Source organism: Corynebacterium callunae, assembly GCF_046592015.1.
Classification (GTDB): domain Bacteria; phylum Actinomycetota; class Actinomycetes; order Mycobacteriales; family Mycobacteriaceae; genus Corynebacterium; species Corynebacterium callunae_A.
The window spans coordinates 1-8,539 of record NZ_JAWVOB010000018.1; the positions used below are offsets into that span (position 1 = coordinate 1).

The window sequence follows — 8,539 nt, forward strand, 5'->3', positions numbered from 1 at the left end:
CTCTTATGATGGAGGGTTTTGTTTCAGTGCTTGTGTTGAGAGAGTTCTACTTTCGATAGTTCAGAAACGGTTTCCAAGCAATATATGCGCCAGATACGATAATGAGAAGATTGGATACTATTCCCAGCACGGAGTGTTCGCCTAGAAGGAGTCGCAGAGCTAGAAGTAATGCTCCTGTTATTGTAAGGAATATTCCAAATTTGAATAGACCTCGACTGTAGGTATTTGTTTCTCCTGATTTGGATTCTTCGTTTATGTATTTTTCTTTACTCATAGCACCCAAAAACTACTCCTCCAGCCGAAATAACGTAACTGGCACCTGCGAACCCGAAAGCGGCTGCAGTACCGGCTGTGGCTACAATGACTGCTCCTGTTGCTAGGGCCATGCCTGCAATAGCAAGCCAACATGAGATATCTTGCATGCTAACGAAAGTTGTCATGGCAGGTGGCCCAATATCATTCAGGGTATCTGTCCACGTCATAAATACGGTGTTATTTTCTATTTCGTACTCGTAGCTTTTACTTGCACCGAACTGGGACTGGCCGTTCTTTTCCAGTGTGTATAGATTCATGCCAGTGTCTGTGACTACTGAAACGGAACCGTCGGGATTCATTCTGAATACCCCGTCGGTGGTAGTTATTTCGCTCGTGTTTGAATTCACTGTCTTGATATCAAGATTTGAGACACTAGTATCAGCATCGCTATTGGTAGAGACTTCACTGTTTCCATTTGCAGCAGAGGCTGGAAGCGGCGCTGTGTGTTGGACTCCAATGATTCAAAGCACGGTTATCATCGCTGTGATGATTCCTTGAGCGTGTTTTCTTTTTAAGGTTTCCATAGGGATTCCTACCTTTTCGGTATTTTGATTTTACGAGGTAAGGCGTTCTGAAGAAGTGTTGTTTATCCTGGGTGGGAAAGTGTAAGAAAATACTGATTGTAGAAGCGATAAATCAGTGAACTCAGGATATCGAGTTTAAGAATATATAGTGCAAAAATAGGAGAAATTAATCGGGTGTTACCCAATACTTAGGGGTGCTAAAAGTATAATTTCTGTGGTCGAGCAGGGAAAATATGCAATCAGCTATGAGACTTAGAAATTTCACTGAGTAAGTATTAAGATTGCATTTGGGCAGAAGCGGGAGTGGGATGGCGAGGAACAGTGGATCGACAATCGGTAGGTCAACTGCTGTTACGGGTAGCTGGCCATGCACGTGCGGAAATGTTGTTGGCTGTCGTAATTATTGCGGTGTCCCTACTATCGCCTACTGCCACCTTTTCGGCAGTTGTAATTGAACTGTTAATTGCATTCACGATCCCATTGCTACCTGCCAGGGGCAATTTTGCAGTATTTCCTCTACCTTTTGTTGCAATATTGATATTGGCAGGTTTTGGTAATCATCTCCTGCTATCGGGATTGATAGTATGTCTATCTATTCACTACGCTATCGCTTCAGGCAGATGTATGATTGCTGCGATTATTGCGATGCAATGGATAGTTATTGCCTATGGAGTAGTCCTACATCCTGGGCCGATTGTGCTTAACATTTCAAGTATTATTTTTGAGTTTTGCCTGCTTGGCATTGCCGCAGGAAGCGGTTATTTGCGGATGCAGATAGTCGCACAGGTTAGGCATCGAGATGAAGCTCAAGAACGTGTTAAGCAAGCACTTCAAGTTGGATTATCACAGTACCTCCACGATAGCTTGGCGAGATCGTTGACGATGATTACGGTTCAAGCTGAAGATATCGAGGAGATTTCCGTAGATCCAGTAGCCCAGCGATCTTCGCGCATGATTGCAGAGACGGGACGCACCGCGATCAAAGATCTTCATGAATTGATGCAGCAGCTTGTGGAGGCTGATTTTTCTGCTACTGCGACTATCGATGGATGGAATACTGCATCGATTAATGAAACGATCATTTCATCAGTTTATCTTCTTGAAAGTGCAGGTTTTGATGTTGAGTGTGACAAAATTTCCCCAACTATACGAGTAGATACTGCAATAGAAACCGCATTTTCTTTAGCTTTTAATGAGGTCACAGCTAATATTGTTAAACATGCTCTGCGACGATCGAAGGTAGTTATTACTGCAACTGGGGATAATGAAAATCTATTTATTCATGTCGTTAATGAATGTAGAACATCAAATTCTTTGTCTCGAAGAAGTGCTGGTTCTGGAATGGGACTGAAGAATATGAAGAGGAAGATGCGTGAGGTAGGCGGAATTATATCGACTTCTTCCGTATCATCAATATGGCACGTTACTGTAACCCTGCCAGTGAAATCTGTTATGAAGGATGTTTGAAAGTTGTTCGCTTTATTTGATCTGATGCCATTGATTACTACTCAGAATTGGCTATGCGAAAGTTTTCCTGATTTTCCAGTTTGTCGTGTGTAAATAATATTTGTGATTGAGCAGCAACAGGCCACGATTAAGGTAGTTGTGGTCGATGATGAGGCGTTTTTCCGTGATTCGTTGGCTTCTGCAGTATTGAAAAGTAAACGCATAAAAGTTGTTAAACTTTTAGGAGATGGATTACAGGCACTAGAATTCCTGGAATCAAATAATGTGGATGTAGTGCTGTGTGATGTACGAATGCCAATTATGGATGGGGTTGAGCTGACGCAAGAAGTTTCGGCGAGAGGTCTGAACGCCAAAGTGATTGCGGTTACTTCATTCAACAACGATCAAGCGATGCTAAAAATGCTGCATGCGGGTGCTTATGGGTTTTTGTTAAAAAGTGCTCCACGTGCAGAAATTTTTCATGCGATTATTTCCGTCGCTGCTGGTGGGACGGTAATTTCTCCCGTGATGGCATCAAGTTTGCGGAAATATCTAATTCTTCCAATAAATATATTGGCAGCAGAACTTAACGATCGGGAGAGGTCAGTTCTTACATTGCTGCACCAGGGTAAAAGTAATCGGGAAATTGCTGATGCACTGGGGGTTTCTGAAATTTCAGTGAAAAAAACTATGTCTTGTCTTATGCAGATTTTCGACGTGTCTAGTCGCGTTAAGTTGATTATAGCTACCCGTTGAGTGGGCGGAAAGTATCTTTCCAGTAACCACGCGTGGGATTCCCCGGAACGACACATTAAATTTCACTTCCCTGAGACGTCAGCGATCCCACAGTGCATTATTCACAGCTATGTAATAAAGGCTGTGCTTAGGTGAAATCAGTGAAGATTTATTTGCTAGTGTTGCTCCTGACGATTAGCTGAAGGCTATTTAATAGATCTAATATTCGATAATTTTCCTGCGGGTGTCTGTGGTGTCTGGACGAGTGGAGTCATAAGTATCCTTGATCGTTTTACGACTCCACCAGGTGACGAAAGTGTCGGCCAGGAAGATTTATCGACTGCGGTTGAGGGTGCCGGAGTAGCCCTTATGCAGATCGTTCGCCTAGTAGAGCACTTGGTGACTCGTCGTGAGGAAGAACCGTCTACTGGCATCGTTGAGGGTGCCGGATGGGTCATGGTTGAATGCTTTTGAGTTCCGTAGCCCGGATTTCTATCGCCGGTGCTGTTGCAAAGTTGGGGCAATAGGAAGACCCGTGTGAAATAATCGCTACTGATTAAAGGAGCGCAGCGCCCTGCTGTGGTGCCCGATTAATTTCCTGGGCGTCCTCACTGTCCACCCTAAGATGGACACCTACCTTGATTCCGATATTTACCAGTGCATCCAGCGAAAACTTACTAATCTTGCCATTAACCAGATCGGAAACCCGGGGCTGGGTGAGCTCGAGGTTGCTGGCAGTAGTTCTCTGCGACCAACCAAACTCCTCCACGCGGTCGTTAATGCGCGACATCAGTTGTGCCCGGAGACGAAGGTTTTCCGCTTCGCTGGGGGTGTCAGCAAGTAGATCCCATACATTTCCAGCACGATCTTTAATGCTCATCTTGTTGCTCCTTGTCGATTTCTTCTTTGATTGACTTCAATCTCTTCTTAGCCGTGTCGATAATGTTCTTTGGGGTCTTTTGAGTTTTCTTCACGAAAGCGCAAAGACAGACCACATATTTAGGATCTTTTCCCAGGTAGACATAGATACTGCGGGCAATCCCATCTGAGGTGGTTACTCTTACCTCACGACATCCTGGCCCCACATCAGGCATCGGTTTCCAGCTCGTGGGCTCTTTTCCCCATTGAACCAGTTGAAGCTGGTATCCAATTTCTTGCTGGATAGCTTTCGGCAGATTCCGCAGTTCGCGGACTACGGCCTCGGAGGCGGGAAGAAGGGGGATCTCCCCTGGGACTGACATATCTCTAATATATCTGTTTCGATATAGATTGTCGAGAAGTCTAGACCCCCAAGGTGATAAAAGTATGGAGTCGTGCAGTTATCACCCTTCTTAATTCTTAGTTAAGAGATTTACCCCGTCGAGACGGTGACACCCCAGTCTCTCTACGTAGCGCCCGGTAGACGGTGGTGCGACTGACACCTAAGACTTCTCCGATCTGGGCGACGGTCATGTCCTTTTGCTCATAGAGTTTCCGCGCGGTGCGCAACTTATCTCCGGACAAGGAGAGTGGCCGGCCGCCGGTGCGGCCGCGGGCCCGGGCGGCCTCGAGGCCGGCATTAGTCCGCTCCCGGATCAGGTCGTGTTCAAACTCGGCCAACGAGGCGAAGATATGAAAAACTAGTCGGCCGCCACAAGATGACGTGTCAATGTTTTCCTGCAGGGATCGAAACTCCACCCCACGCTCTTGCAAACTGGCGAGCTGATCGATCAGATGCCGGATCGATCGACCCAACCGGTCAAGGCGCCACACCACCAAGGTATCACCGGGACGCAAGTGATCAAGCAACTTATCCAATTCAGGCCGAGACTCCAAGGATCCGGAGGCGGTGTCGGTGAAGATCCGGTAGCACCCCGCTTGTGTCAGGGCGTCGTGTTGGAGTCGGGCGTCCTGCTCATCGGTGGATACTCGGGCGTAGCCGAATTCATGTCCCATAACTAGAAAATGTATCAGAACTCATTGATAACGGAAGGAATCGATACATAGAATACGACACTGGGTTATGCTACAAAATTAGGGTATGGCCACCTTTATATATAGGAGAATTTCGAAAAGCGTGTTTTCTGTAGCAGAAACGTTCGTTTTAGAAACACATACAATCAAAGATGATACCGGGAACGCAGACACCTTCTAAAAAGACCACCAACTGAAACCATGAGCCGCAATAAGCGCTTCCTGGAATCAGTTCCGGTTCAAGCCATGCTTGCGTGTATCAAGAGCGTATTTAAAATGACTCTCCGCCACATCGATCTGATGAGTAGGCGTCGCAGGGTCAAACACCCGCAGCAGAGAGAACCGGAAGCTCGTCGGATCAACGTTGCGCAACTCAACGTTCCCGCCGTGTCCGTTCACGGCATAGGAATTCCGGTGCTGTTGCAAAGTTGGGTGGAGAGCCGTGACGACCCAGTCTTCATCCTCTCAGGCTCGCTGCGTGCCAGCGTTCTCAGGCAGCCTCGAAGACCCGACTGACGATCACCGCGTCCGGGTTCGGTTGCCCGTAGGCAAACATCGTGCCTTGCCCTTTCCGCAATGAGTGCATCGCCTCCATCCCCTTCAATGTTCGGTATGCCGAGGTTCGGCTCTTGAACGCCCCCCTTCGGCCCCAGGATTCGTTTCAGCCGTCCGTGGTCACCTTCCACAACGTTGTTCAGATATTTCACCTGCCGGTGTTCCACTGTCGGTGGACAGATACCTTCTGCCTTGAGCTCGGCGATTGCTTTGGCTAGGGAGGGTGCCTTGTCGGTGTTGATCACCCGGGGAAAGCCGGCTGTTGTGTTCGACCGCAGGGTCTTGGCCAGGAAACGCTTGGCTGTAGCCACATTCCGCTTCGGCGAGAGATAAAAATCCAGGGTGTTTCCACCAGCGGTAATAGCGCGATAGAGGTAACACCACCTGCCGCCGACCCGGATGTAGGTCTCATCCACCCGCCAGGAACTGGCCTGCCAATCGGATACCTGCCGGTACCACCGAGTGTGCTTGTCCAGCTCAGGGGCGTATTTCTGGACCCAGCGGTAGATCGTGGTGTGATCGACTGGCACGCCCCGCTGAAGTCATCATTTCCTCCAGGTCGCGGTAGCTCACCCCGTAGCGGCAGTGACCTGCGCACTGCCCAGAGAATGATGTCACGGGGGAAATGACGACCGGAGAAGATACCTATGGCTCTGATTATTTCACGCAGGTCTTCCTACTGCCCCAACTTTGCAACAGCACCCCGGAGACTGCTAACTCAACTCAGCAGGGACACTGGGAAAATTTTCCCGCTTATACATGCAGGGCGAAATGCCCCGCTTGCAGAAATGCCTGTGAGCGGGGTTTTCTAGCGGTTACTAAGGCTTATGTTCCGCGTAATACTGCTCCTGCCACTTTGTGAGGCCTGCACCCCCGATAGGCCCCGGTGGCCTCTGGAGAAGAAAGACCGCCTGAGCATAGATCCCCCGTGATGCTCAGGCGGTCTTTTATTGATTCACCAACACATTCGAGCCGATGATATCGGCAAAGCGCTCTAGCAGGTGATTGAGCTGTGCAACTACCTCATCGCGGGGCACTGGCGTCGTTATTGCCCGCCCAAAACGTCGTTGTGCTGGCATAATACGTGCAGCACCCATGCCAGCCGCACTTAATCGCCCGTCGGCGATACCTTGGGTGACAAAGTGGTACGTCTCATCACGCTTGAGATTAAAGCTCTTAACCATAGCATCTAGTTCACTGACGAACTTCTTGCTGGCCATCTCATAGAAGTCCTGTGGGGTGCTATCGTCCTGTAGTTGGCTCAAGAAGGCATCAATGAGGTCAGACTTCATGCGCAGGCTAGGCGAAGAATCCGCTTCACGCTGCACTCGCTCGCGGTCTTCCTTCTTCAAGTTGTCGCGCGCATCCTTAAGCTGCATGACCAGCTCAAGGATGTAGTCCACATCCACGGCGTATTTGCCCACCAGTGCAATCTCGAAGGTCAAGTCCTCAACAATGTCGATAACCTCACCTTCGCTGGGGTTCGTCATCGTGTCATGAAGATGGAGGTAGACCGACTGATAATCCTGGAAATCACGACGAGACAGCGTGTCATCAGCATCAAACTCAGCGAACATATCGAGTGTGTTAATCAGCTGCAGAATGGTACTGAACCGCTTGACGAAGTCACGTTGTACCTTCTCGCTATCAGGGACTTCTCCTGGCGCTGCAATCTCTCGCAGATTATCTACCGCATCCACAAAGAGATCGCGGTAGTAGTCATAAGACTTAAGGACAACGACGTTATACGCCTCAGCATCACCAAAGCGTGCAATAGCCTCCTCAATCTCATCGTCAAGATTGCGGTAGCAGACAATATTGCCCGCTGCCTTCTTCGAGCCAAGAATCCTATTCGTGCGCGAAAACGCCTGTATAAGGCCATGGCGGCGCAGATTCTTATCCACATACAGTGTGTTGAGTGTCGGGGCATCAAAACCCGTTAAGAACATGTTGACCACGATGACAAGATCAAGCTCGCGGTTCTTCATCCGTTGGGACAAGTCGCGATAGTAATTCTGGAAGCTCTGGTTATCACTGACCGAGAAATTCGTGTCGAAGAGCGCATTATAGTCCTCGACTGCTGCCGCCAAAAACGCCTTGTCATCCACACCAAGAGCATCAGCGCTAAAGTCTTCGCCATCGAGAAAGCCTTCATCATCAAAGACCTCCTTCTCTCCAGAAGCCGCCGAGAAAATGGTAGCTACCTTCAAACGCTCTTTGGGTGGCCTAGTAGCCATTTGCTCCCTAAAGGCCGTGTAATAGGCCTCCGCGGCAGAAATAGAACTTGTTGCCATCATGGCATTAAAACCACTGACCGTTGTGACAGTACGTTGAGTATCCACCCCCTTCTTAAACGCTACTGGATCATAGTCCTGCACGGTCAGCGAGTACGTCGAAGAACGCGATGTATGCCGGGCAAAGTTATCAAGGATGTAGTCAACCACGCTTGCAATACGATCCGGGGCTAACAGCGCCTTCTCACGGTCAATACCTGTGGCTTCTACATCCTCCAAGACATTCGCAGCCATGGTGTCGTAGGTCTGGATATTAAACCGCAAGACATTGTCATCGCGGATCGCGTCCATAATGGTGTAGGTGTGAAGCCTAGGGCCAAAGACCTGCTCAGTAGTTTCTGGGACTGTAAGTACGTTGTGTCGCTTATGCTCATCTTCAACTATGTGGAAGATAGGCGTGCCGGTAAAGCCGAACATCGCTGCCTTGGAAAAGCGCTTAGCAATGCGCTTGTGCATCGAGCCGAACTGGCTGCGATGACACTCATCAAAGATAAAGACTACGTGCTTGTCATAGACATCAAGAGCTTCTTTATCACCAGTGAGGTAGTTGAGCTTTTGAATCGTGGTGACGATAATCTGACACTCATCATCAAGGAGCTGACCACGCAAGACTTTCGCTGAATTATTGCCGTTAGCAGCACCTTTAGCGAATTTGTCGTACTCCTTCATGGTCTGATAGTCCAAGTCCTGGCGGTCAACAACAAAGATGACCTTCGC

7 protein-coding genes and 1 pseudogene are annotated in these 8,539 nt (G+C 48.7%); 2 read left to right on the forward strand and 6 right to left on the reverse strand.

Annotated elements, in window-relative coordinates:
* Nucleotides 1–266: 266 nt before the first annotated feature.
* Entirely contained in the window at nt 267–662 is a 396-nt protein-coding gene (locus SFC07_RS13090) for a hypothetical protein (RefSeq protein ID WP_411208758.1), read from the reverse strand.
* Between the two features lie 498 nt (nt 663–1,160).
* Here SFC07_RS13090 and SFC07_RS13095 point away from each other — a divergent pair, with 498 nt between their 5' ends.
* Both SFC07_RS13095 and SFC07_RS13100 read left to right on the forward strand, forming a co-directional pair.
* Nucleotides 1,161–2,306, forward strand: a complete 1,146-nt coding sequence (locus SFC07_RS13095; RefSeq protein ID WP_411208760.1) for a sensor histidine kinase — start codon at nt 1,161–1,163, stop codon at nt 2,304–2,306.
* A gap of 102 nt (nt 2,307–2,408) precedes the next feature.
* Complete coding sequence (locus SFC07_RS13100) at nt 2,409–3,041, forward strand: response regulator transcription factor (protein ID WP_411208761.1); 633 nt, start codon at nt 2,409–2,411, stop codon at nt 3,039–3,041.
* Between the two features lie 535 nt (nt 3,042–3,576).
* Here SFC07_RS13100 and SFC07_RS13105 read toward each other — a convergent pair.
* From SFC07_RS13105 to SFC07_RS13125, 5 genes and pseudogenes are all read right to left on the reverse strand, one after another.
* The gene (locus tag SFC07_RS13105) at nt 3,577–3,900 is read right to left on the reverse strand and encodes a helix-turn-helix domain-containing protein (RefSeq protein ID WP_411208762.1); all 324 of its coding nucleotides are present in this window, start codon (nt 3,898–3,900) and stop codon (nt 3,577–3,579) included.
* Entirely contained in the window at nt 3,890–4,261 is a 372-nt protein-coding gene (locus tag SFC07_RS13110; protein WP_411208763.1) for a type II toxin-antitoxin system RelE/ParE family toxin, read from the reverse strand. Before SFC07_RS13110 ends, SFC07_RS13105 begins: the two co-directional genes overlap by 11 nt.
* Before the next feature lie 97 nt (nt 4,262–4,358).
* A complete protein-coding gene (locus tag SFC07_RS13115; RefSeq protein WP_411208764.1) occupies nt 4,359–4,955 on the reverse strand; it encodes a recombinase family protein in 597 nt (198 codons plus the stop codon).
* A 508-nt stretch (nt 4,956–5,463) separates the two neighbouring features.
* Nucleotides 5,464–6,177: pseudogene (locus SFC07_RS13120) on the reverse strand (IS6 family transposase).
* A 298-nt stretch (nt 6,178–6,475) separates the two neighbouring features.
* Nucleotides 6,476–8,539 (reverse strand): type I restriction endonuclease subunit R, EcoR124 family (locus tag SFC07_RS13125; RefSeq protein ID WP_411208765.1); only part of this gene is annotated, 2,064 nt, incomplete at its 5' end.